Consider the following 683-nt stretch of genomic DNA (forward strand, 5'->3'; position numbering starts at 1 on the left):
GCTGAGGTGCTGCGTCGCTGGCTCGCTGCCCGGGACCAGTCCTTCCGGGCCCGAGTGAAGGTCGTGGCGATGGATGGGTTCACCGGTTACCACACCGCCACCACCGAGCAGCTACCGAAGGCTCGGAAGGTGATGGATCCGTTCCACGTCGTGCACCTGGCAGCCGCCAAGCTGACCCTGACCCGGCAGCGGATCCAGCAGGACACCCGCGGGCATCGCGGCCGGACAGGCGACCCCTTGTACGGGGTGCGGCGAATTCTGCTGACCCGGATGGGACTGCTGACCGACAAGCAGAAAGCGACGCTGGATGCCGTGTTCGCCGACGAACAGCACACGGCTGTAGATGTCACGCATTGGACGTACCAGGACATCATCGCAGCCTACGAGCATCCCGACCGTCGGGTCGGGAAGCGCTGGATGTACAAGGTGATGTGCCGGATCCGGAAAGGTCTCCCCGCCGGGGTCCGGGAGCTCGGCCAGTTGGGCCGGACGATGTGGAAACGCCGGGCCGAGATCCTCGCCTACTTCGACACCAGCGCGTCCAACGGGCCAGTTGAGGCGATCAACGGCAGACTCGAGCACCTGCGCGGCATTGCCTTGGGCTTCCGGAATCTCAACCACTACATATTGCGGTCACTGATCCACTCGGGAGGACTCCAGGCCAAGATCAACGCACTCTAGAT

General features: G+C 64.3%; 1 protein-coding gene. It reads left to right on the forward strand.

Going from position 1 to position 683, the window contains the following annotated elements; genetic code table 11:
• A partial coding sequence (locus ACQCVD_RS15475; protein ID WP_426824670.1) for an ISL3 family transposase occupies window positions 1-681 on the forward strand: 681 nt, incomplete at its 5' end.
• Window positions 682-683 lie beyond the last annotated feature (2 nt).

Origin of the sequence: Corynebacterium halotolerans (genome assembly GCF_050107895.1) — a bacterium.
GTDB classification, from domain to species: domain Bacteria; phylum Actinomycetota; class Actinomycetes; order Mycobacteriales; family Mycobacteriaceae; genus Corynebacterium; species Corynebacterium halotolerans_B.